Origin of the sequence: Streptomyces sp. KR55, from assembly GCF_052245645.1 — a bacterium.
Lineage (GTDB): Bacteria > Actinomycetota > Actinomycetes > Streptomycetales > Streptomycetaceae > Streptomyces > Streptomyces flavusporus.
In genome coordinates this window covers 1-26,464 of record NZ_JBQQCE010000010.1, presented here as the reverse complement: position 1 = coordinate 26,464, position 26,464 = coordinate 1, and the positions used below count along the sequence as shown (strand labels likewise).

The following is a 26,464-nucleotide window of genomic DNA, read 5'->3' as shown; positions in this document are numbered from 1 at the left end:
GCACGCACGAGGGCGCCCGGAAAACTCCGAGCGCCCTCATCGACGTATGAGACGTACGACCGATCGTCACGTCTTCTTCGTGGACCCGGCCCCGTCCTCGACCTCGGACTTCGCAGCGGCCTCGGCCCCGTCCTCGGGCTCACCGTCGCCCTCGTTGCCCCCGTCGGCCGCACCGCCAGCGGCAGCCGGCTCCACCACGGCCTCCCGGCCCGGCCGCTTCCTGGCCGACAGCACGATGTAGACCACGGCGAGCAGGAACACCAGCAGCGCGGTCCAGTTGTTCAGCCGCAGGCCCAGGATGTGGTGGGCGTCGTCGACGCGCATGTACTCGATCCAGAAGCGGCCCGCGCAGTACGAGGCGACGTACAGGGCGAACGCGCGGCCGTGGCCCAGCTTGAAGCGGCGGTCGGCCCAGATCACCAGTACCGCGACGCCGATGCACCACAGGGACTCGTACAGGAACGTCGGGTGGTAGTAGCCCGGCACCCGGCCGTCCGCAGTGGACGTGATGTGCACCGCCCAGGGGAGGTCGGTCTCCCGCCCGTACAGCTCCTGGTTGAACCAGTTGCCCCAGCGCCCGATCGCCTGCGCGAGGGCGATACCGGGCGCGACGGCGTCGGCGTACGCGGGCAGCGGGATACCGCGGCGGCGGCAGCCGATCCACGCGCCCAGCGCACCGAATGCGATCGCGCCCCAGATGCCCAGGCCGCCTTCCCAGATCTTGAAGGCGTCCACCCAGTCACGGCCCTCGCTGAAGTACAGCTGGTAGTCCGTGATCACGTGGTAGAGCCGGCCGCCGATCAGGCCGAACGGAACGGCCCAGACCGCGATGTCGGCAACCGTTCCGGGTCGTCCGCCGCGGGCGATCCAGCGCCTGTTGCCGAGCCACACGGCCACGAAGACACCGATGATGATGCAGAACGCGTAGCCGCGCAGCGGAATGGGGCCGAGGTACAGCACTCCGCGCGACGGGCTGGGAATGTAGGCAAGTTCCATGGCAGGGTCGACGCTACCCTGCCGGACGCGCCCGACGGCGGGCGGCCCGGCTACGGCTCCATAACAGGCAGCTGCCCGCGCCTCACCCCTGCGCGGCCTCCTGCACCTGCTGCTTCAGCTTCGCGGGCGTCATCGACTGGTCGTCGAAGATGTTCTTGCCGTTGAGCAGCACGGTCGGCGTGCCCGAGAAGCCGCCCTTGTTGAAGGCCTCGGCGGACTTGTCGACCCAGCTGTTGTGGGTGCCGTCCTCGACACACCTGCGGAAGGCAGGGGTGTTCAGGCCCTGCACCTTGCCGGCCAGCTCGATGAGCCTGGCGTTGTCCCCGAAGGCGTCGTCGGTCTCCGGCGGCTGGTTGTCGTACAGCACGTCGTGGTACGCGACGAACTTGCCGACGTCCTGGGCGCAGGCCGCGGCGTTGGCCGCGTTGCGGGAGCCGCTGCCGCCCATGTTGCCGTCGATGATCGTGGCCAGCCGGTACTCCGCTCTCAGCTGCCCGGCGTCCGTCAGTTCGTGGATCGTCGAGCGGTACGTCGTCTCGAAGGACTTGCAGGCGGGGCAGCGGAAGTCCTCCCAGATCGTGAGCGTCGACTTCGCGCCCTCCCGGCCGACCGGGATGACGAGGTTGTCGTCGCCGTTCGCCCCCGAGGGGGCCACGACCGGGCCCGCGCTGTCGTCGCCTTCGTCCTTGCCGGCGTTCGCGGCGACCACGCCGATCACCGCCGCAAGGCCCAGGACGCAGACGACTGCCGCGCCCACGATCAGCGTCCGCCTTCGCTTCTCCGCGGCCTTCTGCTTCTCACGTTCGACCGCCAGCCGCTCCCGGGCGGTGCGCTTTCCGTCACGGTTCTTCTCGCTCACACCCCGCAGAACGAACCGGGGAGGCGCACCGCGCCTCCCCGGCCCCAGGTCCACTCGTTCGAGTGACCGATTTTTCCGTTACGCCTGTCAGCTTTCCGTAAACACCTGTCCGCGCACGCCCTTGGCCAGCTCACCCGCGAGCGCGCGGACGGCCTCGATGGCGGCCGTGTGGTCCGGGGCGTCCAGCATCCGCTTGACGAAGGCGGAGCCGACGATCACGCCGTCGGCGAAGCCGGCGACCTCGGCGGCCTGGGCGGCGTTGGAGACGCCGAGGCCGACGCAGACGGGCAGGTCGGTGGTGGCGCGGGTGCGCTGCACCAGGTCCTGGGCCTGCGCGCCCACGGTCTCCCGGGTGCCGGTGACGCCCATCAGAGAGGCGGCGTAGACGAAGCCGCTGCCCGCCTTGGTGATCTCGGCGAGCCGCTTGTCCTTGCTGCTGGGCGCCACGACGAAGACCGTCGCGAGGCCGTGCTTCTCGGCGTGCTCCCGCCACAGCGCCGACTCCTGCACGGGCAGGTCGGGCAGGATGCATCCGGCCCCGCCCGCCTCGGCGAGCTCGGCGGTGAAGCGCTCGACGCCGTAGCGGTCGATGGGGTTCCAGTACGTCATGACGAGGATCGGCTTGCCGGTGGCCTCGTAGGCCTCACGGACCGTCCGCATCACGTCGGCGATCCTGACCCCGCCGCGCAGGGCGATGTCGTCGGCGGTCTGGATGACGGGGCCGTCGAGGACCGGGTCGCTGTGCGGCAGACCGACCTCCACGACGTCGGCGCCGCCGTCGAGGACGGCCCTGACCGCCTCGATGCCGCCGTCCACGGTCGGGAAGCCGGCCGGGAGGTAGGCGATGAGGGCGGAGCGGCCCTCCGCCTTGGCGGCGTGGAGGGTGTCCGTCAACAGCTGGATGTTGCCGCTCACTTGGCGTCCCCCTGGATCTCGGCGGCACCGCCGTTGGCATCGGCGGCGACCTCGGCGTCGGTGTCGTAGAGGCCGAAGTAACGGGCGGCCGTGTCCATGTCCTTGTCGCCGCGCCCGGACAGGTTGACCACGATCAGCCCGTCCTTGCCCAGCTCCCTGCCGACCTCCAGAGCGCCGGCGAGGGCGTGAGCACTCTCGATCGCCGGGATGATCCCCTCGGTCCGCGACAGCAGGCGCAGCGCCTGCATCGCCGCGTCGTCGGTGACGGCGCGGTACTCGGCGCGGCCGGTGTCCTTGAGGTAGGAGTGCTCGGGGCCGATACCGGGGTAGTCCAGTCCGGCCGAGATCGAGTACGGCTCGGTGATCTGGCCTTCGTCGTCCTGGAGGACGTACGACCGCGAACCGTGCAGGATGCCGGGCTCGCCCGCGGTCAGGGTGGCCGCGTGTTCGCCGGTCTCGACGCCGTGTCCGGCGGGCTCGCAGCCGATGAGGCGGACGTCGGTGTCCGGGATGAAGGCGTGGAAGAGGCCGATGGCGTTGGAGCCGCCGCCGACGCAGGCGATGGCGGCGTCGGGGAGCCGGCCGGCCCGCTCCAGGAGCTGGCGTCGGGCCTCCACGCCGATGACGCGGTGGAAGTCGCGGACCATGGCCGGGAAGGGGTGGGGCCCGGCGACGGTGCCGAACAGGTAGTGGGTGTGGTCGACGTTGGCGACCCAGTCGCGGAACGCCTCGTTGATGGCGTCCTTGAGCGTCCGGCTGCCGGACTTCACGGCGATGACCTCCGCGCCGAGCATGCGCATCCGGGCCACGTTGAGGGCCTGGCGGCGGGTGTCGATCTCGCCCATGTAGATGGTGCACTCGAGCCCGAACAGTGCGCAGGCCGTCGCCGTCGCCACGCCGTGCTGGCCGGCGCCGGTCTCGGCGATGACGCGGGTCTTGCCCATGCGCCTGGTCAGCAGGGCCTGGCCGAGCACATTGTTGATCTTGTGGGAGCCGGTGTGGTTGAGGTCCTCGCGCTTGAGGAACACCCGGGCACCACCCGCTTCCGCGGCAAAACGAGGGACCTCGGTGAGCGCCGACGGGCGGCCCGTGTAGTTGACGAGCAGTTCGTCGAGCTCGCGGGCGAACTCGGGGTCGTGCTTGGCCTTGTCGTACTCGACGGCTACCTCGTCCACGGCGGCGACGAGGGCCTCCGGGATGAACTTGCCGCCGAACGCGCCGAAGTAGCCTTCGGCACTGGGGGTTTGACCCTCCGGGTCGGGAATGAAGAAGTCGCTGGGCATGCGGATACCTCACGGTGAGTGCGGTGAATATGCGGACACCAATCGCCGTGGGGGCGGAGCTTGTCAGCGGACCTCAGGCCGTGTGTGGCTGGTCGCGCTCACGCGGCGGAGCCGCATATCGGCACTGCCCCGCGCCCCTCGAGGGGCGCTGCCATCGGCGACCGTTTACCTGTCCCGGTTCGTCACCGATGACGTACCGCACCCTGCGTCCGTGCACCCTGCGCGCGGGCGCGCGGCAGCCACGGGGACGGCAGCCGCGCGCCAGGCGGGCGTACGGGTCCCTCGTCGCCAGGGTGATCGGGAGAGTCATCGGGGCCAAGCCTAGCGGGAGATCAGCCGCGTCCGTGCCGCAGTGCGGGGTGCTCGCCGGCCGCCACCAGGTCGGAGACGGCCGTCTTGGGGTCGCGGCCGGTGACGAGGGACTCGCCGACCAGGACCGCGTCGGCTCCGGCGTTGGCGTAGGCGATGAGGTCGTGCGGGCCGCGGACGCCGGACTCGGCCACCTTGACGATGCCGGCCGGGATGTCCGGGGCGAGCCGCTCGAACGTGCCGCGGTCGACCTCCAGCGTCTTCAGGTTGCGTGCGTTGACGCCGATGAGCTTGGCGCCGGCGTCCACCGCGCGGTCGACCTCGTCCTCGTCGTGCACCTCGACGAGCGGCGTGAGCCCGATGGACACCGCCCGCTCGATGAGGGACTCCAGCGCGGGCTGGTCGAGGGCCGCGACGATCAGCAGCGCGAGGTCGGCGCCGTAGGCCCGGGCCTCCCACAGCTGGTAGGAGGTGACGATGAAGTCCTTGCGCAGGACGGGGATGTCCACCCGCGCGCGGACCGCCTCCAGGTCCGCCAGGGAGCCGCCGAAGCGGCGCTGTTCGGTGAGGACGGAGATGACGGCCGCGCCGCCCGCCTCGTAGTCCGCCGCGAGGCCGGCCGGGTCGGCGATCGCCGCCAGCGCACCCTTGGAGGGGCTGGAGCGCTTGACCTCGCAGATCACCTTGACGCCTTCGCCGCGCAGCGCGGCCAGACCGTCCTTGGCGGCAGGGGCCTTCGCCGCGCGCTCCTTGAGCTCGTCGAGGCTCACGCGCGCCTGCCGCTCCGCGAGGTCGGCCCGCACTCCGTCGATGATCTCGTCGAGCACACTCACGCGAGCGGCCCCCTTCCAGACGGTTGACTGATAAAGCGCTTGGGCCTCTGCCCGCGGCTGCCTCATCAGCCGAGCCGGAGGCGGTACCGAAGGCGAAACCGGTGGTCACTGCGATGGTATCCGGAGGAAGGCGTAGTCCTCGCATCCGGTTGACGGCGGTCCCGCTACCTGGACGTTTACCGTCGATCAAGGGTGCAGCCAGCCGCCGAAGGGCAGGTTCCGGACAACCGTGAAGACCAGCAGCAGAGCCCCTGCGGTCCACGCCTGCGCCGGTCGGAGATCGATCCGCAGGGGACGGCCCCGCGCCGCCCGGACCGTCCAGAGGGTCCACAGCAGGGCGAAGAGCAGATAGCCGGCCACCGCCAGGGCGTTGGCCTGGAGCGCCACCGCGACGTCCCCGTGCACGACGGCGTGCGCGCTGCGCAGGCCGCCGCAGCCGGGACAGTAGAGGCCGGTGTACTGCAGGAGCGGGCAGACGGGGTAGTGACCGGGCTCGTTGGGGTCCACGACCCCTACGTACGTGAACGCCCCGGCGACGGCCGCCAGGACTCCTGCGGGCGCGGCCAGGCGCCCGAGCACGGGGGCGGAGGGCGTCGGCATGCGCCGGCTGTCGGCGTTCACGCCTCGCATTGTGCCCCGCGCGGGCCCCGAACACGCGTCAGGGGCGGCCCGGCAAGATTGCCGGGCCGCCCCTCGACGAGGTCGCACGGGACAGCCGTACGGGCTCAGCTCTCGGCGGCCACCGGCTCGCGCGTCGCCTTGGGCGCCGCCGTCGCCGTCGTCGCGGACTGGACCATCTTGAGGGGCTTCGCCTTCGGCTGGCCGAGACCCATCGCGCTCATGATCCCGCCGACGACACCACCCAGAGGCACGATCGCCAAGCCGAGCCAGAAGCCGACCGGGTTGTCCATCACCATGTAGGCGCCCGAGACGCAGAAACCGATGAAGATGATGATGGAACCGGTCCAGGCGGCCGGGGTGTGTCCGTGACCGTGGCTGCTGCCCGCCATTGCTTGCTCCTCGTTGCCGTGTGGGTGTGTGAGCCTGATGTCTGTCGCCCATTGTCCCGTACGCGCGCGGGTGACGTGTGCGGGGGTCGCCCCGCCGGGGCGTCTGTTTCGCCACATCGGGACCAGTGGCCCGGGACGTCGGGACCGGTGGCCCGGGCCGCTCGCTACGCCGGTTCGGTGCCGGTCGGGTCCTCGCCCCGGTCGAGCGCCTTCCACACGTCCTCGGGCCGGTCGGGGTCGACGACGGGGGCCGTACGGCGTGGACGGGGCGCGCCGCTGCGCTCGTAGCGGCCGGACATCGCGGGCCACAGCCAGCCGTAGCGCAGGGCGAGCAGCCCGGCGAGGAGGATCAGGACGCCGCCCGCGGCCGCGGCGTACGGCCACGTGGTATGGGTGAGCTCGTCCACCGTGGCGGAGGTGTCGCCGGAGGCCTGCGCGGCCTTCTCGTCCAGTGCGGAGCTGTCGGAGGCGCCGGACAGGGCCGCGGCGACGGTGCCGACGCCGCACAGCGTGAGCAGCACGGACACGGCGAGGCGACCGGCGCGGCGGACGGCGAAGACGGCGACGAGCGCGGCGAGGCCCACTATGGCGAGGGCCGCGGGGACGCCCGTGACGTCGCTGCCCTTGGCAGTCAGCGGGAAGGGGCCGCCGGCCACCGTGGCGGTGCCCTCCGACCATTGCTGCCGGGTCGCCAGCAACGCCACGGCCGCGCCGAGCGCACCGGCCAACAGTGCCACGGCGAGACTCATGCGGCCGGCCCGGGCGGAACCCGCGGCTTCGGAACGGGGGTGAGGAACAGCAGTCACGTACCCCACTATCGCCTGAACCTCGGGCGAACCGTCACCCGGGGTTCAGTGAGAAGCGCCCCATTGCGCCGGAGGGTTCGCGTCCTGTCGGCCCAGCCGGTTCGCCGTGTGCACCGCGCGCAGTACCGCCGCCGCCTTGTTGCGGCACTCGGTGTCCTCGGCGACCGGGTCGGAGTCGGCGACGATGCCCGCGCCGGCCTGGACGTAGGCCGTGCCGTCGCGCAGCAGGGCCGTACGGATGGCGATGGCGGTGTCGGAGTCGCCGGCGAAGTCGAGGTAGCCGACGCAGCCGCCGTACAGGCCCCGGCGGGACGGCTCGAGTTCGTCGATGATCTGCATCGCGCGCGGCTTGGGCGCCCCGGAGAGGGTGCCGGCCGGGAAGCAGGCCGTGAGCACGTCGAAGGCGGTGCGGCCGGCCGCGACGCGTCCGGTCACCGTCGAGACGATGTGCATGACGTGCGAGTACCGCTCGATGGACATGAAGTCGACGACCTCGACCGAGCCGGGCTCGCAGACCCGCCCGAGGTCGTTGCGGCCGAGGTCGACGAGCATCAGGTGCTCGGCGCGCTCCTTGGGGTCGGCGAGCAGTTCGTCGGCGAGGGCCTGGTCCTCCTGCGGGGTGGCGCCGCGGTGCCGGGTGCCGGCGATGGGGTGGACCATGGCCTGCCCATCCTCGACCTTGACCAGCGCCTCGGGGGACGAGCCGACGACGTCGAAGCCCTCGAAGCGGAGCAGGTACATGTACGGCGACGGGTTGGTCGCCCTCAGCACCCGGTACACGTCCAGCGCGCTTGCCGTGCACGGTGTCTCGAACCGCTGCGAGGGGACGACCTGGAACGCCTCGCCGGCCCGGATGCGCTCCTTGATGTCCTCGACGGCCTCCTGGAAGTCGGGGCCGCCCCACAGCGCGCTGTACTCGGGCAGTTCGGACGGCGGGAGCGCGGCCGGGGGCTGGGCGACCGCGCGCGACAGGTCCGCCTCCATGGCGTCCAGGCGGGCCACGGCGTCCTCGTACGCCTCGTCCACGCCCGTGTCGAGGGCGTTGTGGTTGATCGCGTTGGCGATCAGCAGGACCGAGCCCTCCCAGTGGTCCATCACCGCGAGGTCGCTGGTCAGGAGCATGGTCAGCTCGGGCAGTTTCAGGTCGTCCCGCTCGCCGGGGCCGATCTTCTCCAGGCGGCGCACGATGTCGTATCCGAGGTAGCCGACCATGCCTCCGGTGAAGGGCGGCATACCGTCCTGGTGCGGGGTGTGCAGGGCCTCGATCGTGGCGCGCAGGGTGGCGAGCGGGTCGCCCTCGGCCGGGACGCCGACCGGCGGGGTGCCGAGCCAGTGGGTCTGACCGTCGCGCTCGGTGAGGGTGGCGGCGGAGCGCACGCCGATGAAGGAGTAGCGGGACCAGGCGCGGCCGTTCTCCGCGGACTCCAGGAGGAAGGTGCCGGGGCGCTCGGCGGCGAGCTTGCGGTAGAGCGCGACCGGGGTGTCGCCGTCGGCGAGGAGCTTGCGCGTGACGGGGATGACGCGGCGGTCGGTGGCCAGCTTGCGGAAGGTCTCGAGATCCATGGCGGCCGACCCTACTGATCCTGGTGTTCCGAGCGCGCCGGTACGCCGAGTTCCGCTTCCTTCAGCAGCACGTCGACGTCGAAGCAGGTGCGGGCCCCGGTGTGGCAGGCGGCGCCGACCTGGTCGACCTTGACCAGCACGGTGTCGGCGTCGCAGTCGAGGGCGACGGACTTCACCCACTGGACGTGGCCGGAGGTGTCGCCCTTGACCCAGTACTCCCGGCGGCTGCGTGACCAGTAGGTGCAGCGGCCGGTCGTGAGCGTGCGGTGCAGTGCCTCGTCGTCCATCCAGCCGAGCATCAGTACCTCTCCGGTGTCGTACTGCTGGGCGATGGCGGGCAGGAGCCCGTCGGCGCTGCGCTTGAGGCGCGCGGCGATCTCGGGGTCGAGGCTGCTGGGCGGAGGCGAGCTGGTCATGGGGCCATTGTGCCGCGCGGCACCGACAAGCCCGGGCGGCGTCCACTGTCCGGACCCGCTACCCGGTCGTAGGCTGACTGCATGTCGACCTTTGCCAAGCGTGAACGGCTCCTTCTCGCCGACCTCTTGGAGACCGCAGGTCCGGAGGCCCCCACCCTGTGCGAGGGCTGGCAGACCCGTGATCTGGCCGCGCACGTGGTCGTGCGCGAGCGCCGCCCCGACGCCGCCGGGGGCATGCTGATCAAGCAGCTCGCGCCCCGCTTGGAGAAGGCGATGGAGGAGTTCACGGCGAAGCCGTACGAGGAGCTGATCCAGCTCATCCGCACCGGCCCGCCCCGCTTCTCCCCCTTCCAGCTCAAGCAGATCGACGAGATGTCGAACACGGTCGAGTTCTACGTCCACACCGAGGACGTCCGCCGCGCCCAGCCGGACTGGACGGCCCGCGAGCTCGACCCGGTCTTCCAGGACACCCTGTGGTCCCGTCTGGAACGCACCGCCCGCCTGATGGGCCGCAGCGCCCCCACGGGCCTGGTGCTGCGCCGCCCCGACGGCCAGACCGCCGTCGCCCACCGCGGCACGCCGGTCGTCACGGTGACCGGCGAGCCGTCGGAACTGCTGCTGTTCGTCTACGGCCGCCAGAGCGCCGCCGAGGTGGACGTGGACGGCGACCAGGACGCGATCGCCAAGCTGCAGGAGTCGAAGCAACTCGGCATCTGAGGGGCGCCGCTCAGCCGGGCAGCTCGGCCCGGCGCAGATCCCGGACGCACAGGACGACGACCCCACCGAGCCCGCAGACCGCCGCGCTGACGACGAACACCGGCCCGGTGCCCCAGACACCGATGGCGGCCGCCGACAGCGGCATGCTCAACGGGGCGAAGCCGAGGCTGACCAGGCCGGCGACGGCGGTGACCCGGCCCAGGTAGGCGGGGTCGGCCTGGGTCTGCAGCAGGGCGCCGCACACCACCCCGCTGAGCCCCGCCAGCAGCCCGATGAGCAGGGCCGTGCCGGTGGCCGCGACGACACCCGGGGCGTAGGCGAGGGCGCCGATCGCGACGGAGCCCGCGAGGATCGCGTACGCGGCGACCTGTCCGGCGTGCGGCAGGCGCCCCCGCACGGTCAGCAGCAGCGATGCGGCGCCCGCGCCGCCGCCGAACCCGGCGAGCACCCAGCCCATCCCGGCGGCGCCCCAGCCGCGTTCGTCGGCCAGCAGGGTCAGGCCGACGTTGAGGGGGCCGACAAAGCCGAGGTCGCCGAGGGCGATGGCCAGCATCAGCGGGGCGAGGACGCGGTGGCGGCGGATGTGGCGCAGTCCGGCGACCAGGTCGCTCCCCCACGCTCGGCTTCGCTCGCGCGGGGGAACCCCCATGAGCGGGGGGACCCCCATGGCGGTGGAACCGCGGGCGGTGGCCTTGTCGGCCGTGTTGTCGTCAGGGGGGAGCTCCCGGACGCGTACGGAGACCAGCAGCGGCACCGACACGGCGATCAGCAGTCCGGCCAGCGTGAACGCGGCCGCCGCGCCGCCCACCGCCACACCGAGACCGCCGAGCGGGGCACCGACGACGCTCGCGAACCTGATCGCGAGACTTCGCATGCCCTGCACGCGCGCGAGCTGACCTCGACCGGTCACGCGCGCGGGGAGGGCGCCCACGGCGGGCATGAACACGGCGTCGACGGTGCCGAAGACGAGCGCGAGCAGGGCCAGCGGCCACAGGCCCGGGCTGGTGAGGAACAGCAGCCCGGCCACCGCGAGCACGGCCACGCAGCGCACCGCGTCACTGCCTATGGCGACCCTGCGCGGCCCGAGCCGGTCGGCGATCACGCCGCCGCCGAGCATCAGCACGGCTCGCGGCAGCGCGCTGACCGACATGACGACACCGGCCTGCGAGGGCGTACCGGCCTGGACGGCGGCCCAGGACAGGGCGATGTAGTAGACGCTGTCGCCGACCATCGAGGAGGTGTAGGCGGCGAGCCAGCGCAGAACGTTGCCGTCGCGGTGGGCGGGGCGTTCGGTGTACTGCTCGGGTAGGAGGGGCGCGGTGACGGTCACGGAGGCGGCCTCTCTCAGACGCGGAACGGAAACCCGTACACGTGCAGCGCGACGCTCTCGCGCCCTTCGGTGTCGCCGGCGGCTTCGGCGGCCCGGCCCTTTGCCTCGTACTTCCTGGCGAGCGCCTCCAGCTCCTGACGGAGCTCGTCCAGCTCGGCGGCGGTCAGCCGCAGCAGGGACTCGCTGTCGGGGGCGGCGGAGTTCCACTCGGGGCCCCAGGTCGGCCGCTCGTCGAGATAGCGGCGGTACATGTCGGTGCGCTGCTCGTGGAAGAGCCGGGTGGCCGCCAGGTGCGCGGCTGCCCGCTCGGGTGCGTCCCGGAAGTCCTTGTCCCGGATGCTCACGCCCTCCGAGGAGGGCCGCCACCAGCGCTCCCGGCCGTCCGCGCTCTGCGGCTCGGCTTCTTCGATGAGCCCGTGCTCGGCGAGTTTCCGCAGGTGGTAACTGACCAGCGAGACAGCCTCGTCGACCTGGTCGGCGAGCTGGGAGGCGGTCGCCGTGCGGGCCACGCACAGCCCCCGGTACAGCTGCATCCGCAGTGGGTGGGCCAGGGCCTTGAGTGTGCCCAGGTCGGTGATGGGGCGGTTCTCCTCGCGTGCCATGACGCCACCGTAGATATGAAAGAAAAGTTGCACAACAAATTTTGCGCAATTTCTCTTGTGTATCTGCCCGAGAGAAAACCCCGGCCGTCGGCCGGGGCTCAGCTCCGCTTACCTGACGGGATGCCCCGCCCCCCGCAGCGTCGCCTTCACCTCGCCGATGCGCAGATCGCCGAAGTGGAAGACCGACGCCGCCAGTACGGCGTCCGCGCCCGCGGCGATCGCCGGCGGGAAGTCGGCCAGTTTGCCCGCGCCGCCGGAGGCGATCACCGGCACGGTGACGTGCTTGCGTACCGCGGCGATCATCTCGAGGTCGTAGCCGTCCTTCGTGCCGTCCGCGTCCATCGAGTTGAGCAGGATCTCCCCCGCGCCCAGCTCGGCGGCCCGGTGCGCCCACTCGACGGCGTCGATACCGGTGCCGCGGCGGCCGCCGTGGGTCGTGACCTCGAAGGAGCCCGACTCGGTGCGCCGGGCGTCCACGGAAAGAACCAGGACCTGGCGGCCGAAACGCTCTGCGATCTCGCGGATGAGGTCGGGACGGGCGATGGCGGCCGTGTTCACGCCCACCTTGTCCGCGCCGGCCCGCAGCAGCTTGTCCACGTCCTCGGCCGTGCGCACGCCACCGCCGACGGTGAGCGGGATGAACACCTGCTCGGCGGTGCGGCGCACCACGTCGTACGTCGTCTCCCGGTTGCCGGACGACGCCGTGATGTCCAGGAAGGTCAGCTCGTCGGCGCCCTCCGCGTCGTACACCTTGGCCATCTCGACGGGGTCGCCCGCGTCGCGCAGGTTCTGGAAATTGACACCCTTGACGACCCGGCCGTTGTCGACGTCCAGGCAGGGGATGACTCGGACCGCCAGGGTCATGAGTTCACGGCTCCTCTGAATGCTTCCAGTTCCACTGAGACCAGGACACGTGGGTCGACGAAGCCCTCCACGACCAGCAGGGTCGTGACGGGCCGTACGGAGTCGAAGAGCTCCTTGTGGGCCCGTCCCGCCTCGTCGATGTCCCGCAGATGCGCCAGATGCATCCGCGTCCTGATCACGGACTCGACACCGAGCCCGAACTCACCGATCGCCTCGATCGCGCTGGTGAACGCCACCTTCGCCTGCTCGTACGGGTCTCCCTCCCCGTACAGCACGCTGCCCTTGAAGGACGTCGTGCCCGCCACCAGGACACGGTCGCCCACCGCGACGGCACGCGCGAAACCGAAGGACTCCTCCCAGGGGCTTCCGCTCTGTATGCGCCGCACGGCATCCGACGTCATGGCGACACAGCCTCCAGGGCCTCTTCCAGGGTGAACGCCTTCGCGTACAGGGCCTTCCCGACGATGGCGCCCTCGACACCGAGGGGGACGAGGTCCGCGATGGCGCGCAGGTCGTCCAGCGAGGACACGCCGCCGGAGGCCACGACGGGCCGGTCGGTCGCCGCGCAGACGTTCTTCAGGAGCTGAAGGTTCGGGCCTTGGAGCGTGCCGTCCTTGGCGATGTCCGTGACGACGTAGCGCGCGCAGCCCTCCTTGTCGAGGCGCTCCAGCGTCTCGTAGAGGTCACCGCCGTCGCGAGTCCAGCCGCGGCCGCGCAGAGTCGTGCCGCGTACGTCGAGACCGACCGCGATCTTGTCACCGTGCTCGGCGATGACCTTGGCGACCCACTCGGGGGTCTCCAGGGCGGCCGTACCGAGGTTCACGCGCGTGCAGCCGGTCGCGAGGGCAGCCGCGAGGGAGGCGTCGTCGCGGATGCCGCCGGACAGCTCCACCTTGATGTGCAGCTCCGCCATGCGCTCGGCGACCTCGGCGATCAGCTCCCGGTTGTCGCCGGTGCCGAACGCGGCGTCGAGGTCGACCAGGTGCAGCCACTCGGCGCCCGCCCGCTGCCAGGCGAGGGCGGCCTCCAGGGGGGAGCCGTAGGAGGTCTCCGTGCCGGACTCGCCGTGCACGAGGCGGACGGCCTGGCCGTCGCGGACGTCGACGGCGGGGAGGAGTTCGAGCTTGGCCATGTCTCTACAGGGTTCCGATCCAGTTGGTGAGCAGCTGCGCGCCGGCGTCGCCGGACTTCTCGGGGTGGAACTGCGTGGCCCACAGGGCGCCGTTCTCCACGGCGGCCACGAAGGGCTTGCCGTGCGTCGACCAGGTCACCTTGGGGGCGGTCAGCGTCGGGTTGTGCGTCTCCAGGGTCCAGTCGTGGACGGCGTAGGAGTGCACGAAGTAGAAACGCGCGTCCGCGTCCAGACCGGCGAACAGCTCGGAGTCGGCCGGCGCCTCGACGGTGTTCCAGCCCATGTGCGGCACGATGTCGGCCTGGAGCGGCTCGACCGCTCCGGGCCACTCGTCGAGGCCCTCGGTCTCCACGCCGTGCTCGATGCCGCGCGCGAAGAGAATCTGCATACCGACGCAGATGCCCATCACGGGGCGCCCGCCGGCCAGCCGCCGGTCGACGATCCAGTCGCCGCGCGCCTCCTTCAGGCCCGTCATGCAGGCGGCGAAGGCACCGACGCCGGGCACCAGCAGGCCGTCCGCGTTCATGGCCCTGTCGAAGTCGCGGGTTATCTCGACATCGGCTCCCACGCGCGCGAGAGCGCGTTCGGCGGACCTCACATTGCCGAAGCCGTAGTCGAACACAACGACGTTCTTGGCGTTCTTCGTGCTCAATTCCACACCTCCAGCCGCAGGACGCCCGCGACCAGACACATCGCGGCGCCGATGGAAAGCAGCACGATCAGCCCCTTCGGCATCTGCTGCTTCACGAAGGAGACGATGCCGCCGACGAGGAAGAGGCCGACGACGATCAGGACGGTCGAGGTGCCGTTCACAGCGCGCCCTTCGTGGAGGGCAGGATGCCGGCCGCGCGCGGGTCACGCTCGCTGGCGTACCGCAGCGCCCGCGCCAGCGCCTTGAACTGGCACTCCACGATGTGGTGTGCGTTGCGCCCGTACGGCACGTGCACGTGCAGCGCGATCTGCGCCTGCGCGACGAAGGACTCCAGGATGTGCCGGGTCATCGTGGTGTCGTACTCGCCGATCATCGGTGCCATGTTCTCGGGCTCGGTGTGCACGAGGTACGGGCGGCCGGAGAGGTCGACGGTGACCTGGGCGAGGGACTCGTCCAGCGGGACCGTGCAGTTGCCGAAGCGGTAGATCCCCACCTTGTCGCCGAGCGCCTGCTTGAAGGCGGCGCCCAGCGCGAGGGCGGTGTCCTCGATGGTGTGGTGCGAGTCGATGTGCAGGTCGCCCTCGGTCTTCACGGTCAGGTCGAACAGACCGTGCCGGCCGAGCTGGTCGAGCATGTGGTCGTAGAAGCCGACACCTGTCGACACATCGACCTTCCCGGACCCGTCGAGGTCGATCTCGACGAGGACCGAGGTCTCCTTCGTCACCCGCTCCACGCGTCCTACGCGGCTCATGCGCTCTGCTCCTTCGGGGGTGTGGGGGTGTCTCCCACCAAGCTCAGTAGTTCACGGACCGCGTCGAGGAACGCGTCGTTCTCTTCGGGGGTTCCGGCGGTGACCCGCAGCCACCCCGGTACGCCGTTGTCCCGGACCAGGACGCCCCGGTCGAGGATCTTCCGCCAGGCCTCCTGGGCGTCCGGGAACCGCCCGAACTGTACGAAGTTCGCGTCGGACTCCGTCACCTCGTAGCCGATCGCGCGCAGTTCGCCGACCAGCCGGTCCCGCTCGGCCTTCAGCTGCTCGACATAGCCGAGCAGGGTGTCGGTGTGCTCCAGGGCGGCCAGCGCGGTCGCCTGGGTGACGGCCGACAGGTGGTACGGCAGCCGTACGAGCTGCACCGCGTCCACGACGGGCGGGTGCGCGGCGAGATAGCCGAGGCGCAGGCCGGCCGCCCCGAACGCCTTCGACATGGTCCGCGAGATGACGAGGTGCGGGCGGCCCTCCAACAGCGGCAGCAGCGAGGCGCCGTGGCTGAACTCGATGTACGCCTCGTCGACCACCACCATCGACGGCTTCGCCGCCTGCGCGGCCTCGTACAGCGCGAGGACCGTCTCGGGCGGAACCGCGTTGCCCGTGGGGTTGTTGGGGGTGGTGATGAAGACGACGTCGGGCTGGTTCTCGGCGATGGCCTTCTCGGCCGCCGCGAGGTCGATGGTGAAGTCGTCACCCCGCGGCCCGGAGATCCAGCCGGTGCCCGTGCCACGCGCGATCAGGCCGTGCATCGAGTACGACGGTTCGAAGCCGATCGCCGTGCGGCCCGGTCCGCCGAAGGTCTGCAGCAACTGCTGGATGACCTCGTTGGAGCCGTTGGCGGCCCAGACGTTCGCGGGGCCGACCTCGTAGCCCGACGTGTTCGTCAGGTACTCGGCGAGCTTCGTGCGCAGCTCGACCGCGTCCCGGTCCGGGTAGCGGTTGAGGTTCCGGGCCGCCTCACGCACCCGCTCGGCGATCCGTTCGACCAGCGGCTCGGGCAGCGGGTAGGGGTTCTCGTTGGTGTTGAGCCGTACGGGAACGTCCAACTGGGGCGCGCCGTAGGGGGACTTGCCGCGCAGCTCGTCCCGTACGGGGAGATCGTCGATGCCTGTCACTTGCCTTCGGGTACCTTCCAACCGAACCTCGCCTTGATCGCCGCGCCGTGCGCCGGCAGGTCTTCCGCCTCTGCCAGCGTCACCACATGGTGCGCGACCTCGGCCAGTGCGTCCCGCGTGTAGTCGACGATGTGGATGCCGCGCAGGAAGGACTGCACGGACAGGCCCGAGGAGTGGCAGGCACAGCCGCCGGTGGGCAGGACGTGGTTGGAGCCGGCCGCGTAGTCGCCGAGCGAGACGGGCGCCCAGGGACCGATGAAGATCGCACCCGCGTTGCGGACCCGGTCGGCGACTTCGGAGGCCTGGCGGGTCTGGATCTCCAGGTGCTCGGCGCCGTACGCGTCGACGACGCGCAGCCCCTCCTCGATCCCGTCCACCAGCACGACCGCGGACTGCTTGCCGGCGAGCGCCGGGCGGATCCGGTCCTCGATATGCCTGGTGGCCGCGACCTGCGGCTCCAGCTCCTTCTCCACCGCGTCCGCCAGCTCGACGGAGTCGGTGACGAGGACGGCGGCGGCGAGCGGGTCGTGCTCGGCCTGGCTGATCAGGTCGGAGGCGACGTGCACCGGATCGGCCGTCTCGTCCGCGAGGATCGCGATCTCGGTCGGGCCGGCCTCGGCGTCGATGCCGATCTTGCCGGTGAAGTAGCGCTTGGCGGCGGCGACCCAGATGTTGCCGGGGCCGGTGACCATGTTGGCGGGCGGGCAGGACTCGGTGCCGTACGCGAACATCGCGACGGCCGTGGCACCGCCGGCGGCGTACACCTCGTCGACGCCCAGCAGCGCGCACGCGGCGAGGATCGTCGGGTGCGGCAGGCCGTTGAACTCGGCCTGGGCGGGCGAGGCGAGCGCGATCGACTCGACGCCGGCCTCCTGGGCGGGCACGACGTTCATGATCACGGAGGACGGGTAGACGGACCGGCCGCCGGGGGCGTACAGCCCCACGCGGTCCACCGGCACCCACTTCTCGGTCACCGAGCCGCCGGGCACGACCTGGGTGGTGTGGGACGTGCGGCGCTGCTCGCGGTGGACGAGGCGGGCGCGGCGGATGGACTCCTCCAGGGCCGCGCGCACGGCCGGGTCGAGTTCCTCCAGGGCACGGGTCAGCGCCGCGGCCGGCACCCGCACCTGGTCGAGCTTCACGCCGTCGAACTTCTCGGCGAAGTCGATCAGCGCCGCGTCGCCCCGATGATGCACGGCCTCGCAGATCGGGCGCACCTTCTCCAGGGCGGCCGAGACGTCGAAGTCGGCTCGGGGCAGCAGGTCGCGCAGGGCGGGGCCCTCCGGGAGGGTGTCGCCGCGCAGATCGATTCGGGAGATCACGTGCTCAATTCTCGCAGACCCGGATGGGACGCCGTTCGCGCGTATCAATGGCTGATACACGACCCGGAAGATCCCCTTCACTTTCAGCGTTCGGGGCGTCACTCAGCGGGCATGAACGGTTGTACGAAACCCATGAGCAACAGGAGGAAGAAGCACCGTGAGCGAGGGGGCCGGCATCCGGGACGGGGACCTGCCGGACGATCTGACCGCCGCCGAGGCCGGCATGTGGCAGGCCTTCCGCAACGGCACCGCGTACGACCTGAGCAGCGGGGACACCGTCGTCGACGATCCGCACGGCGGGCACGCGTGGGGCCCCGAGCGGACCGTGCGGGCCCGCATAGTGTGCTGGCTGCTCCTCGACGGGCCGCCCGCCCTCGCCGGCCGCGTCTCCTCGCTGAAGCTGACCGGCGTGCGGATCAGCGGCAGCCTGGACCTCGCGGGCGGCTCGGTGACGCCGTACGTCGAGCTGCGGGACTGCCGCTTCGAGCAGGAGGTCCTGCTCCCGGAGGCTCGGTTCAAGACCGTACGGCTGGTGAACTGCTCGGTGCCGCGGCTGGAGGCGGCCCGGGTGCACACCGAGGGCGACCTGCACCTTCCGCGCTGCCGCTTCCACAACGGGGTCCGGCTGACCGACGCGCAGATCGGCACCGACCTGCTGCTCAACCAGGCCGTCGTCCACCGGGACCGCACCGGCCGCTCGATCGTCGCGGACGGCATGACCGTCGGCCAGGACCTGCAGGCCGAGATGCTGGAGTCGTACGGCGAGCTGAGTCTGCGCGGCGCGCAGGTCGGCGTCTCACTCAGCCTGCGCGGGGCCCGGCTGCGCAACCCGTACAGCCGCCTCGCCCTGAACGCGCCCCAGCTGACCGTCGAGCGCACCCTGTACCTCAGCCCGGCGGCCGTCGGCAGCATCCAGCTGAGCGGCACGACGCCCGCGCGCGGGACCCGGATCCAGCGGTTCGAGTGCCAGGGCGGGGTGCGGCTGGACGACGGCCGGTTCGGCGACGCGGTCGACCTCGAACGCGCCCGCTTCACCTTCACCGACGAGCAGGAGTTGTCGCTGCGCCGCGTCCAGGTGCCCGAACTGCGTTTTCTCGGGGAGCGGCCGCAGCGCGGCAAGGTCGTACTGTCCGGGGCGCGGATCGTCAACCTCGTCGACCGGGCGGGCAGCTGGCCGGGCCCGGGCAATCTGCACATGCCCGGTTTCGCGTACGAGAACCTGGTGCCGCAGGGCCCGTTCCCGCTGTCCGAGCGCCTCGACTGGGTGGCCGCCGCCACCGCCGAGTACCACCCGGAGCCGTACGAGCGCCTGGCCGCCGTACTGCGCAACGGCGGTGAGGACGAGGACGCCCGCGAGGTGCTGCTCGCCAAACAGCGCCGCCGCCGCGAGACCCTGCCGCCGGCCGCCAAGCTCTGGGGGTACGCACAGGACCTGACGGTGGCCTACGGATACCGGCCGGGGCGGGCCGCGGTGTGGATGGCGGTGCTGTGGGCGGCGGGCTCGCTCGCCTTCTGGTACGCCGGGCGGCCCCAGGCCGGTGCCAATGCCGGGGACCCGCCCTGGAACCCGGCCCTCTTCGCCCTCGACCTGCTGCTTCCGGTCATCGAGCTGGGCCAGGTGGGCTACTGGCAGCTGCACGGCGGCTGGCAGTGGCTGGCGGCCGCACTGATCCTGCTGGGCTGGGTCCTCGCGACGACGGTGGCGGCGGGGGCGACCCGGCTGCTGCGGCGCAACTGAGCGGGCTCACCGGCCCGCGGAACGTGCGCGGCGGACGCGTGCCCTCCGACGACCATTAGGCTCTTGCGTCGTGACCACCGTCCGGCTGCCGCTCTTCCCCCTGAACTCTGTACTGTTCCCGGGGCTCGTGCTCCCCCTGAACATCTTCGAGGAGCGCTATCGCGCCATGATGCGCGCGCTCCTGAAGACCCCCGAGGACGAACCGCGCCGCTTCGCCGTCGTGGCGATCCGCGACGGCCATGAGGTGGCACCGAGCGCGCCCGGCATGCCCGACCCGACGGCCCTGCCCGAGCGGGGATCCGCGGCCGGCTTCGGCAGCGACCCGGCCAAGGCCTTCCACGGCGTGGGCTGCGTGGCCGACGCCGCGACGATCCGGGAGCGTCCCGACGGCACGTTCGAGGTGCTGGCGACCGGGACGACCCGGGTGCAGCTGCGGTCGGTGGACGCGTCGGGGCCGTATCTGACGGCCGAACTGGAGGAGCTGGCGGAGGAGCCGGGCGACGAGGCGGGGGCGCTGGCCGAGGGCGTGCTGCGCGCGTTCCGCCAGTACCAGAAGCGGCTGGCGGGAGCGCGGGAGCGGTCGCTGACCACCGGCGGGGACCTGCCGGACGAACCGTCCGTGGTGTCGTACCTGGTGGCGGCGGCGATGATGCACGACATCCCGACCAAGCAGCGGCTCCTGCAGGCGCCGGACACCGCGTCCCGCCTGCGCGACGAACTGAAACTCCTTCGCTCCGAGACGGCCGTCATCCGTAGCCTGCCGTCACTGCCCGCGTCGGATCTGACGCGCGGCCCGACGAGTCTGAACTGAACAGGGAAACACCCGGATGGCGAAGAAAGCGAAGAAACAGCAGCAGGAAAAAGGGGCGCGCGGAGCGCATTCGAATAGGGGTGGTGGCGGGCGACGGGTGGGCGGCACGCCCGCGACGGTGGCGCTGACGGCCGCGGGCGTGGACCACACGATCCACTCCTACGACCACGACCCCGCCCACCCGTCCTACGGCGAGGAGGCGGCCGAGGCGATGGGCGTCTCACCGGACCGGGTCTTCAAGACGCTGGTCGCGGACGTCGACGGCACCCTGACCGTGGCCGTGGTCCCGGTGGCCGGCTCCCTGGACCTGAAGGCCCTGGCCTCGGCGGTGGGCGGCAAACGGGCCACGATGGCCGACCCGACCCTCGCGGAACGCACGACGGGCTACGTCCGGGGCGGCATCTCGCCCCTGGGCCAGCGCAAGAAACTCCCCACGGTCCTGGACGCCTCGGCCACCACCCACCCCACGATCTGCATCTCGGCCGGCCGCCGCGGCCTGGAAGCCGAACTCTCCCCCCACGACCTGGCCCACCTCACCAACGCCACCCTGGCCCGGATCGGCCGCGCGTAACCCCTCGACGACATGCCCTTCCTCGGTTAAGGAAAAAGGACATGTCGAAGAAAACACGCAAGCGCAAGTGGCGCACCAAAAAACGCCGCTCAAACCACGGCCACCGCCCGGCCTGACTGACGTAGCTGCGGGACCCCGACGTCAAACCGCGGGCATTCGTGCCTCCCCCAGAGGGGGGACCCCCAGGGCGGCACGGGTGGGCGCGGGCGGCACCCCATCAGCGCCGGGCTGCGCGACGCCCCGCCCCCAGCGCCAACACCGGGCGCCCTCAAACCCCTACGGGCGCTCATACCCCGCAGGCCCATACCCCACCGGCTCCGGATCCCGAGGCCCGAACAACGCCGTCAACCCCAAATGCACCAGCAACCCGGCCAGGGACCACGCCAGCAACGCCCCCTTCGCCCCCAACCTCAACGGCGCCGAGAACGTCACCCCCTTACCCACATCCTTGGCCTGCGCCAACACATCCTGCGCAGGCCCGAGCCACACCCCCACCCGCCAGGCGAGCAACGACCCGAGCAACCCCCCGACCCCCAGCGCCACCACCACCGGCACGCCCCCACGCCGCCGCAGCACGAACACCACGACCGCACTGACGAACCCGAACGCCAACGCAAGCAGAGTGAACGTTCCGTCGACCCCGATCGACTGCTCCCCCTCGGTGTCCTTGAGGTACACGACCCATGTGTCGTCCACCACGTCACCGACCAGCGGCACCCGAGGCGCCAGCCAGCACCACAGCACCCCGAGCAGCGCCCCACCGAGCGCCACCGCCACCGTGATCACGGCGGCCTCCCGCACTTCGGTCTTCATCCCGGGACCGTCCTGATCCTTGGTTCCGTGAGCGACGTGATCAGGCGCGCCGACCACGTGTCCGGACCCGCCGGGGGCAGGCGGCCACGCACTGTGCGAGGACTGTTCATGCGGCGGCGGAGGCGGTGTCAACGGAGCTGTCACCCTGACATCGTGCCAGGCCCACCCGGGCGGCGCGTCACCGGACGGCAGCCCGGCGGTACGCCCAGGTGGCGGCGGCCAGCGAGATCACCCCGACCCCCGCACAGACGGCGAGGTCACCAGCGACCACGGCCCACTCGGGGCTGGCCGAGAAGGTCCGCGCGTACGCCTCCACCCCGTACGTCGACGGCAGCAGATCCCGGGCGAACCGCACGATCTCCGGCATCCGCTCCGGCGGCAGCACGCCGAGGAGCAGCGCCGCCGACATCCCCAGCTGCCCCAGCAGCGTGGCCAGCTCCGGCCGCGGCGCCAGCAGCCCGAAGACCGCGCCGAGTCCGGAGAGCGCCGCGCCGGCGAGCGGGATCACCGCGAGCAGGATCCACAGGTTGGTCAGCGGCAGCCCGAACAGCACGCACCCGACGACGGCCGTCACCAGCGTCCCCGGCACGGTGAAGGACGCGTACGCCCCCGCCGCCCCCAGCACCACCGCCGCGGGCGGTACCGGCAGCGTGGCGTAGTGGTCGAGCCCGCCGGTGGCGCGGAGCTGCCCGAAGTACTGCGCGAGGAGGTTCAGCGCGACGAAGGCGACGACCACGACCGACGAGCCGGCCACCACCGTCTGGGCCTCGCCCCCGCCGTCCACGACCCCGCGCATCATGATCATGATGCCGATGGACTGGAAGGTCGCCACGAACAGCAGCGGGATCCGGGCCACCCGTGCCCGGGACAGCTGTGCCCGGTACACGGCCGCGAGAGACGGCCACAGCCGCGCGGGCGGCGCGAGTTCGGCCGGGCCCACGACCGGACCGTCCAGGGTCCGGGCGCTGCCCGGCAGAACCTCTGTGGGTACGGCACTCACGTCGCGCTGCTCCCCTTTCTGGGGTTCACTTCGGCGGTCGCCCTGTTCCTTACGGATACGACGGCCCCTCCATTCAAGACCGACGTGCCCACGGCCTGCTCGCTCACGCCTTCACCAGTCCCTGCTCGGCGGCGCCGCCCAGCGCCATGTACACGTCCTCCAGGCTCGGCGTGGCCAGGGTGAAGTCGTCGAGGGCGGCGAAGGCGGCCCCGCCGGTGACCGTGGACACGACCGCGCGGGCCTCGTCGGGGGCCAGCCGCAACGTCCAGCGGCGCCCGGACTCCACGGCCCGGTCCCGCAGCGCGGCCACCTCGGGCACGTCGAGCGGCGCCCGCTCCCGCCACACCAGCTCGACCCGCACCTCGCCGGCGACCCGCTCCTTCAGCCCGGAGGGCGAGTCGCAGGCGATCACGCGTCCCCTGTCCAGGACGGCGACCCGGTCGAGCACGGTCTCGGCCTCGATGACGTTGTGGGTGACCAGCACCACGGTCGTCCCGCGCTCGCCGCGCCGCCGGTCGACGGCGGACCACACCGCCCGGCGGGCCACCGGGTCCATGGCGGCGGTCGGCTCGTCGAGGACGAGCAGCGGCCGTTCCCCCACCAGCGCCGCCGCGACACAGGCCAGCCGCCGCTGCCCGCCGGACAGCTTCTTCAGCGGCCGCCCGGCGATCTCGGTCAGCCCCAGTTCGTCGAGTACGGCGTCCCGCTCGGCCCGGGCCCGCCGCACGTCCAGGCCGCGCAGCCGCCCGGTGGTCTCGGCGGCGAGGGACACCGTGAGTTCATCGAGGGCGGTGGACTCCTGCCCGAGGTAGGCGAGAAGGCGCGAGGCACGCTCCGGATGGCGCACGATGTCGTGCCCGAGGATCTCGACACTGCCGCGGTCGGGCCGCATCAGCCCGGTGAGCTGTCGTACGAGGGTGGACTTGCCGGCCCCGTTCGGCCCGAGCAGCCCGAAGATCTCACCCCGCCGCACTTCCAGCCGTACGTCGTCGGTGGCCCGCACCTCGGGCGTCCCCGGTGCCCCGCGCCGCGCGCGGACCGCGGGGTAGGTCTTGGTCAGTCCGCGTACCGCGCACACGACCTCGCCACTGTCCCGGAAGGCCTGTGCCGCACGCGTACTCACAAGGGACGAGACTACGGGGTCCGCGCCTTCCGCCCACGCCCGGGGCGGCCTCTTGACCCAGAACAGTCGGAATCAGTCATTCCGGCCAGACCGGAATCGGCCATGCCGACCAGATCCCCGCTCGCAGGCCGCTACTCCCCCGCGGGGGCGTGCTCCGCCGCCGTGCGCACATCCACCTCGCGCCAGAAGCCCGCCCGGATCGCATACCGGTCGTGCTCGTCGATCTGGTCGTCCTTGTGCGCCAGCAGCCCGAACCGGGCGGCGTACCGCAGCAGCTCCCCGTCGATCCGATGCGGGATCCGCGGATACATCCCGGACAGCTTCTGCAGATGCCCCTGGTCGCCGAGCCGGGACATCCACCGCCGGGCGAACACCTGCCCCACCTCGTAGGGGTCCCCGCCGACCGTCGTGATGTCCTCCTCGCGGTCGGCCCACCGCTGCTCCGCGGTGGTGAGCTGCGCGAGCGTCGGCATCGTCGCGACCTCGGGCGGCTCGGCGGCCGCGCCGGACCGGTCCACCCACCCCTTGTCGGAGGACCAGCGCAGGGTCGCGGTGGTGGGATGCTGGGCGGCCTGGGCACCAGGAGCCCGCAGCGCGGCCAGGTCCTTCGGCGTCGGTACCCCCTTGGGTGCCGGCACCCGCTCCTCGCCGCCGTTCTGCGCCGCGGCCGGCGCAGGGTGCGACGCCTCCTGGGCGGTCCGCTCGGCGGCCGGGGCGAGCGAGGCGTCGGGCAGCGGAGCGGAGAGGATCGCGGCGATCTCGGGCCGCGGCGCGGGCGGCGGTGCGCAGACCCCGCCCAGGTCCTTGGCCCGTACGGCCTTGGTGATCCACGCCCGGTCGAGCACCCGCCGCTCGTCGGCCTCGGCGACCAGGTCCTCGGACTGGTTGTAGTCACCGTCGGCGGCCTGCACGGCCCACAGGTGTACGGCGACCCCGTGCTCCTTGGCCGCCATCATGCCCGGCAGCAGATCGCCGTCGCCGGTGACCAGGACGACGTCGGAGCAGGCGCGGTTGCGGGCCAGCTCGGTGAGCTCGGCATGCATCGCGGCGTCGACGCCCTTCTGGTTCCAGCGGCCGTCACTGCGGGTCAGCGCGCCGAGCCGGACCGTGACCCGGGGCATCACGCGCAGCCTGCGGTGCTCGGGCTGGGGGACGCGGTCGGGGGCGCCGTCGAACCAGTAGATGCGCAGCAGTGGTCGTTCCGTGTCGGACTCGGCGCGTTCACGCAGACCGTGGATGAGAGCGGTGTGGTCGACGGTGATGCGGGACCGCGAGGGTTCTCCGGCGAGGAGACTTGCGGCGGCCCCCAGCAGATACCCGGCGTCCACCAGGACGATGCAGCGGTCCACACGACTCACCCTCTTCCCGGGAGGTTTGCTTCGGGCTTGCTTCGAGTCTGCCCGACCACGCGTGGGTTAACGGCCCGAACTCGATCTTCGGCGTGGCGTTTCCGGGATTCGCTCGACGACAACGCCTGTTACATACGGTAATTATCCGAAATGCGCTTGTTGTCAGCCTATGTGAATCTGGTCCCGGCCCTGGCCCCTAGATCCCCCACAGGAGGCATCACCATGGCCAAGAACAAGAACCGTGACCGAAAGCAGCCCCAGTCCGAGCGCGGCCAGCACGAGGGCCGGCAGTCCTCGCTGGAGCCGGACGCCGAGGAGCACGCTGCGCAGGTGACGCCCGGCGACATGGCCCGCAAGGGGCGACACAAGCGCTTCGGCCACAACTGACATCTGCGTGACGGGCTGTTGCAGCCCAGGCACATGACAAGGGGCGCATCCGGTACCGGATGCGCCCCTCGCGTACGTCGATTGCTCAGCCTGCGAGTGCTCAGCCTGCGAGGCAGGACGGGCCCAGCAGCACCTTCAGATCGCCGAACAGTGCCGGATCCGGCTTCACCCGGTGCCGGTCCAGCCGCAGCACGGTCGTCTTGGTCGGCCCCTGGAGCTTGATGCGCACCTCACTGTCGCCCTTGTGGTGACTGAGGATCTCGCCGAGCCGGCTGACCATGGGCGGGGTGACCCTCGTCGCCGGGATGGTGAGCACCACGGGCGCGTTGGTGCCCGCGTTCGACAGGTCGGGGACCATCAGCTCCATCGCGACCAGGCGCGGCACGTCCTCGCGTTTGTCGAGGCGTCCCTTGACGAACACCACGGCGTCCTCGACGAGTTGGGTCGACACCAGCTGGTAGGTCGCCGGGAAGAACATGCACTCGATGGAGCCCGCGAGGTCCTCGACGGTGGCGATCGCCCAGGCGTTGCCCTGCTTGGTCATCTTGCGCTGGAGGCCCGAGATGATGCCGCCGATGGTGACGACCGCGCCGTCCGCGTGCTCACCGCCGGTGAGCTGGGCGATGCCCGCGTCGGCCTTGTCCGACAGCACGTGCTCCAGGCCGAAGAGCGGGTGGTCGGAGACATACAGGCCGAGCATCTCCCGCTCCTGGGCGAGGAGATAGGTCTTGTCCCACTCCTCGGTGGAGAACTCCACGTCGAGCCCGAACCCGGGCTCGCTGGTGTCGTCCTCGCCCATGCCGCCGAAGAGGTCGAACTGGCCCTCGGCCTCCTTGCGCTTGACCGCGACCACGTTGTCGATCATCGGCTCGTACTGCGCCATCAGTCCCTTGCGGGTGTGGCCCATCGAGTCGAAGGCGCCGGCCTTGATCAGCGATTCCGTGGTGCGCTTGTTGCAGACGACCGCCTCGACCTTGTCGAGATAGTCGGGGAACGAGGCGTACTTCCCCTTGGCCTTGCGGCACTTGATGATCGACTCGACGACGTTGGTGCCGACGTTGCGCACGGCGGACAGGCCGAAGAGGATCACGTCGTCGCCCTGCGCGGCGAAGTTGGACTCGGACTCGTTGACGTTCGGCGGGAGCACCTTGATGCCCATGCGGCGGCACTCGTTGAGGT

31 protein-coding genes are annotated in these 26,464 nt (G+C 71.5%); 5 read left to right on the top strand and 26 right to left on the bottom strand.

The genetic code is table 11. From position 1 onward, the window contains the following. Window positions 1-66 precede the first annotated feature (66 nt). The 11 genes from lgt to hisI all read right to left on the bottom strand — a co-directional run bounded on the left by lgt (window position 67) and on the right by hisI (window position 8,990). Window positions 67-996 carry a prolipoprotein diacylglyceryl transferase gene (gene lgt, locus ACTWQJ_RS02795; RefSeq protein WP_443305012.1) on the bottom strand — a complete coding sequence of 310 codons (930 nt, stop codon included), beginning with the start codon at window positions 994-996 and terminating at the stop codon, window positions 67-69. Between the two features lie 82 nt (window positions 997-1,078). Then, a complete protein-coding gene (locus tag ACTWQJ_RS02790) occupies window positions 1,079-1,855 on the bottom strand; it encodes a DsbA family protein (RefSeq protein WP_443305010.1) in 777 nt (258 codons plus the stop codon). An 87-nt stretch (window positions 1,856-1,942) separates the two neighbouring features. Continuing rightward, window positions 1,943-2,770 carry a tryptophan synthase subunit alpha gene (gene trpA / locus ACTWQJ_RS02785; protein ID WP_443305009.1) on the bottom strand — a complete coding sequence of 276 codons (828 nt, stop codon included), beginning with the start codon at window positions 2,768-2,770 and terminating at the stop codon, window positions 1,943-1,945. Then, a complete protein-coding gene (gene trpB, locus ACTWQJ_RS02780) occupies window positions 2,767-4,053 on the bottom strand; it encodes a tryptophan synthase subunit beta (protein WP_443305008.1) in 1,287 nt (428 codons plus the stop codon). Before trpB ends, trpA begins: the two co-directional genes overlap by 4 nt. Before the next feature lie 73 nt (window positions 4,054-4,126). Next, window positions 4,127-4,363 carry a tryptophan biosynthesis modulator TrpM gene (gene trpM / locus ACTWQJ_RS02775; RefSeq protein ID WP_443305007.1) on the bottom strand — a complete coding sequence of 79 codons (237 nt, stop codon included), beginning with the start codon at window positions 4,361-4,363 and terminating at the stop codon, window positions 4,127-4,129. Between the two features lie 22 nt (window positions 4,364-4,385). Then, window positions 4,386-5,195, bottom strand: coding sequence for an indole-3-glycerol phosphate synthase TrpC (trpC, locus tag ACTWQJ_RS02770; RefSeq protein ID WP_443305006.1), 810 nt, complete (start codon window positions 5,193-5,195; stop codon window positions 4,386-4,388). Window positions 5,196-5,381: 186 nt separating this feature from the next. Further along, the gene (locus ACTWQJ_RS02765; protein ID WP_443305005.1) at window positions 5,382-5,825 is read right to left on the bottom strand and encodes a DUF2752 domain-containing protein; all 444 of its coding nucleotides are present in this window, start codon (window positions 5,823-5,825) and stop codon (window positions 5,382-5,384) included. Between the two features lie 95 nt (window positions 5,826-5,920). Beyond that, on the bottom strand, window positions 5,921-6,205 hold the full coding sequence (locus ACTWQJ_RS02760) for an HGxxPAAW family protein (protein ID WP_443305004.1): 285 nt from the start codon (window positions 6,203-6,205) through the stop codon (window positions 5,921-5,923). Between the two features lie 164 nt (window positions 6,206-6,369). After that, the gene (locus tag ACTWQJ_RS02755; protein ID WP_443305003.1) at window positions 6,370-7,020 is read right to left on the bottom strand and encodes a TIGR02234 family membrane protein; all 651 of its coding nucleotides are present in this window, start codon (window positions 7,018-7,020) and stop codon (window positions 6,370-6,372) included. 36 nt (window positions 7,021-7,056) lie between these two features. Continuing rightward, the gene (locus tag ACTWQJ_RS02750; protein ID WP_385509332.1) at window positions 7,057-8,574 is read right to left on the bottom strand and encodes an anthranilate synthase component I; all 1,518 of its coding nucleotides are present in this window, start codon (window positions 8,572-8,574) and stop codon (window positions 7,057-7,059) included. An 11-nt stretch (window positions 8,575-8,585) separates the two neighbouring features. Beyond that, window positions 8,586-8,990: a phosphoribosyl-AMP cyclohydrolase gene (gene hisI / locus ACTWQJ_RS02745; protein ID WP_443305002.1), complete on the bottom strand. Its 405-nt coding sequence runs from the start codon at window positions 8,988-8,990 to the stop codon at window positions 8,586-8,588. 81 nt (window positions 8,991-9,071) lie between these two features. On the opposite strand from hisI, the gene ACTWQJ_RS02740 reads away from it, so the two are divergent. Continuing rightward, the gene (locus ACTWQJ_RS02740) at window positions 9,072-9,707 is read left to right on the top strand and encodes a TIGR03085 family metal-binding protein (RefSeq protein WP_443305001.1); all 636 of its coding nucleotides are present in this window, start codon (window positions 9,072-9,074) and stop codon (window positions 9,705-9,707) included. A 10-nt stretch (window positions 9,708-9,717) separates the two neighbouring features. Here the strand turns inward: ACTWQJ_RS02740 and ACTWQJ_RS02735 are convergent, their stop codons facing one another. From ACTWQJ_RS02735 to hisD, 10 genes are all read right to left on the bottom strand, one after another. Further along, on the bottom strand, window positions 9,718-10,938 hold the full coding sequence (locus ACTWQJ_RS02735; RefSeq protein ID WP_443305027.1) for an MFS transporter: 1,221 nt from the start codon (window positions 10,936-10,938) through the stop codon (window positions 9,718-9,720). 113 nt (window positions 10,939-11,051) lie between these two features. Then, entirely contained in the window at window positions 11,052-11,639 is a 588-nt protein-coding gene (locus tag ACTWQJ_RS02730; RefSeq protein ID WP_443304999.1) for an ArsR/SmtB family transcription factor, read from the bottom strand. Window positions 11,640-11,747: 108 nt separating this feature from the next. Beyond that, a complete protein-coding gene (gene hisF / locus ACTWQJ_RS02725) occupies window positions 11,748-12,503 on the bottom strand; it encodes an imidazole glycerol phosphate synthase subunit HisF (protein WP_385509336.1) in 756 nt (251 codons plus the stop codon). After that, a complete protein-coding gene (locus ACTWQJ_RS02720; RefSeq protein ID WP_443304998.1) occupies window positions 12,500-12,904 on the bottom strand; it encodes a RidA family protein in 405 nt (134 codons plus the stop codon). The genes hisF and ACTWQJ_RS02720 overlap by 4 nt, the downstream gene beginning before the upstream one ends. Beyond that, window positions 12,901-13,635: a bifunctional 1-(5-phosphoribosyl)-5-((5-phosphoribosylamino)methylideneamino)imidazole-4-carboxamide isomerase/phosphoribosylanthranilate isomerase PriA gene (priA, locus tag ACTWQJ_RS02715; protein WP_443304997.1), complete on the bottom strand. Its 735-nt coding sequence runs from the start codon at window positions 13,633-13,635 to the stop codon at window positions 12,901-12,903. Before priA ends, ACTWQJ_RS02720 begins: the two co-directional genes overlap by 4 nt. 4 nt (window positions 13,636-13,639) lie before the next feature. After that, entirely contained in the window at window positions 13,640-14,293 is a 654-nt protein-coding gene (hisH, locus tag ACTWQJ_RS02710) for an imidazole glycerol phosphate synthase subunit HisH (RefSeq protein ID WP_443304996.1), read from the bottom strand. Continuing rightward, window positions 14,284-14,448, bottom strand: a complete 165-nt coding sequence (locus tag ACTWQJ_RS02705) for a hypothetical protein (RefSeq protein ID WP_165396167.1) — start codon at window positions 14,446-14,448, stop codon at window positions 14,284-14,286. The genes hisH and ACTWQJ_RS02705 overlap by 10 nt, the downstream gene beginning before the upstream one ends. Then, window positions 14,445-15,038 carry an imidazoleglycerol-phosphate dehydratase HisB gene (gene hisB, locus ACTWQJ_RS02700; protein WP_030932889.1) on the bottom strand — a complete coding sequence of 198 codons (594 nt, stop codon included), beginning with the start codon at window positions 15,036-15,038 and terminating at the stop codon, window positions 14,445-14,447. The genes ACTWQJ_RS02705 and hisB overlap by 4 nt, the downstream gene beginning before the upstream one ends. Then, entirely contained in the window at window positions 15,035-16,171 is a 1,137-nt protein-coding gene (locus ACTWQJ_RS02695) for a histidinol-phosphate transaminase (RefSeq protein ID WP_443304995.1), read from the bottom strand. The genes hisB and ACTWQJ_RS02695 overlap by 4 nt, the downstream gene beginning before the upstream one ends. After that, window positions 16,168-17,493 (bottom strand): histidinol dehydrogenase, encoded by a 1,326-nt coding sequence (hisD, locus tag ACTWQJ_RS02690; protein ID WP_443304994.1) that lies wholly within the window; start codon window positions 17,491-17,493, stop codon window positions 16,168-16,170. The genes ACTWQJ_RS02695 and hisD overlap by 4 nt, the downstream gene beginning before the upstream one ends. Window positions 17,494-17,650: 157 nt before the next feature. Here hisD and ACTWQJ_RS02685 point away from each other — a divergent pair, with 157 nt between their 5' ends. From ACTWQJ_RS02685 to ybaK, 3 genes are all read left to right on the top strand, one after another. Beyond that, entirely contained in the window at window positions 17,651-19,231 is a 1,581-nt protein-coding gene (locus ACTWQJ_RS02685; protein ID WP_443304993.1) for an oxidoreductase, read from the top strand. Window positions 19,232-19,301: 70 nt separating this feature from the next. Continuing rightward, window positions 19,302-20,042, top strand: coding sequence for an LON peptidase substrate-binding domain-containing protein (locus tag ACTWQJ_RS02680; protein WP_443304992.1), 741 nt, complete (start codon window positions 19,302-19,304; stop codon window positions 20,040-20,042). A gap of 16 nt (window positions 20,043-20,058) precedes the next feature. Continuing rightward, complete coding sequence (gene ybaK / locus ACTWQJ_RS02675) at window positions 20,059-20,613, top strand: Cys-tRNA(Pro) deacylase (protein ID WP_443304991.1); 555 nt, start codon at window positions 20,059-20,061, stop codon at window positions 20,611-20,613. A 276-nt stretch (window positions 20,614-20,889) separates the two neighbouring features. Here ybaK and ACTWQJ_RS02670 read toward each other — a convergent pair whose 3' ends face one another. From ACTWQJ_RS02670 to ACTWQJ_RS02655, 4 genes are all read right to left on the bottom strand, one after another. Continuing rightward, window positions 20,890-21,570, bottom strand: a complete 681-nt coding sequence (locus ACTWQJ_RS02670; protein WP_443304990.1) for an AAA family ATPase — start codon at window positions 21,568-21,570, stop codon at window positions 20,890-20,892. 34 nt (window positions 21,571-21,604) lie between these two features. Next, window positions 21,605-22,426 carry an ABC transporter permease gene (locus tag ACTWQJ_RS02665; RefSeq protein WP_443304989.1) on the bottom strand — a complete coding sequence of 274 codons (822 nt, stop codon included), beginning with the start codon at window positions 22,424-22,426 and terminating at the stop codon, window positions 21,605-21,607. A 103-nt stretch (window positions 22,427-22,529) separates the two neighbouring features. Continuing rightward, entirely contained in the window at window positions 22,530-23,504 is a 975-nt protein-coding gene (locus tag ACTWQJ_RS02660; RefSeq protein ID WP_129797540.1) for an ABC transporter ATP-binding protein, read from the bottom strand. A 176-nt stretch (window positions 23,505-23,680) separates the two neighbouring features. Further along, on the bottom strand, window positions 23,681-24,898 hold the full coding sequence (locus tag ACTWQJ_RS02655) for an NYN domain-containing protein (protein ID WP_443304988.1): 1,218 nt from the start codon (window positions 24,896-24,898) through the stop codon (window positions 23,681-23,683). 222 nt (window positions 24,899-25,120) lie between these two features. Between ACTWQJ_RS02655 and ACTWQJ_RS02650 the strand changes: the two genes are divergently transcribed. Continuing rightward, window positions 25,121-25,285, top strand: coding sequence for a hypothetical protein (locus tag ACTWQJ_RS02650; RefSeq protein WP_443304986.1), 165 nt, complete (start codon window positions 25,121-25,123; stop codon window positions 25,283-25,285). Window positions 25,286-25,385: 100 nt separating this feature from the next. On the opposite strand, the gene ACTWQJ_RS02645 is transcribed toward ACTWQJ_RS02650, so the two are convergent. Further along, window positions 25,386-26,464 (bottom strand): helix-hairpin-helix domain-containing protein (locus ACTWQJ_RS02645; RefSeq protein WP_443304985.1); only part of this gene is annotated, 1,079 nt, incomplete at its 5' end.